The sequence below is a fragment of the Micromonospora sp. CPCC 206060 genome, assembly GCF_036906895.1.
Classification (GTDB): domain Bacteria; phylum Actinomycetota; class Actinomycetes; order Mycobacteriales; family Micromonosporaceae; genus Micromonospora.
In genome coordinates, this window is the sequence record NZ_JBAKHU010000260.1 from 1 (window position 1) to 838 (window position 838).

2 protein-coding genes are annotated in these 838 nt (G+C 65.0%); one reads left to right on the top strand and one right to left on the bottom strand.

Annotated features, from left to right (window positions below):
- The first annotated feature begins 21 nt into the window (after positions 1-21).
- Positions 22-396: a group II intron maturase-specific domain-containing protein gene (locus V6U90_RS33610; protein WP_334445233.1), complete on the top strand. Its 375-nt coding sequence runs from the start codon at positions 22-24 to the stop codon at positions 394-396.
- Between the two features lie 230 nt (positions 397-626).
- On the opposite strand, the gene V6U90_RS33615 is transcribed toward V6U90_RS33610, so the two are convergent.
- The coding region (locus V6U90_RS33615; RefSeq protein WP_334445235.1) for a hypothetical protein at positions 627-838 on the bottom strand (212 nt) is incomplete at its 5' end.

An 838-nucleotide genomic window follows, 5' to 3' on the forward strand; every position in this document is an offset into this window, starting at 1 on the left:
TATCGACCATGACCGCACCACGTGACCACTATCAGTAGTCAGAACCTTGCGCGGAATGGCTCACTGACCCACAGGACATCACAGCAGGACCTCGGGTACGTGCTGACCCGCCTCAACCAGGTCATGCACGGCTGGGCCAACTACTTCCGGCACGCCGTCGCCAAACACACCTTCCACACCCTGGACCGGTTCGCCTGGCAACGGCTGATCAGGATGCTGATACACCGGCACCGCTGGAACTGGAAGGCCGTCCGCCGAAGATTCACCACGCCAACCGGCAAGTGGCTACCCATCAACGCGGACGGGACCGAGTACCGACCGATAGCGGCCATCCCCGTGACCCGCTACCGCCGACGCATGATCCCCAGCCCATGGCCTGCGACCGACCACGCCTGACGACAGCAACCGTGGAGAGCCCGTTGCGCGGAGACGCGCACGGCGGGTTCGGCGAGCGGCCTGAAGAAACGGACCAGCAGCAATGCCGGCACCGCGCTCCAGGCCGACTCAACTAGAACCAGCCAGCCCCACCCGAGCGCCTCACCCCGGCCAGGGGCCGCTGCGGATTTCGGTGCTTGTGCGCCGTCCCGCACAAGCACCGAAATCCGCCATTCCATACGCGTCGCGAGTTAGGCGGTGTCGCGTCTACGTCCGATCAGCCGTCGATGACTGATCGCGATAAATGCCGCACCGAGGCCGATCGCAGTCAGGGCGATGGTGACGTAGGTTGAGTATCGGCTTCCGGTGACGGGCAGAGTGCTTTTGTGGACCGTGATGCTTGCCGAGGCGGGGGCGCCCGGGCCGCTTTCGTTCGAGTCCACCGGGCCGCTGGTGTTCACCT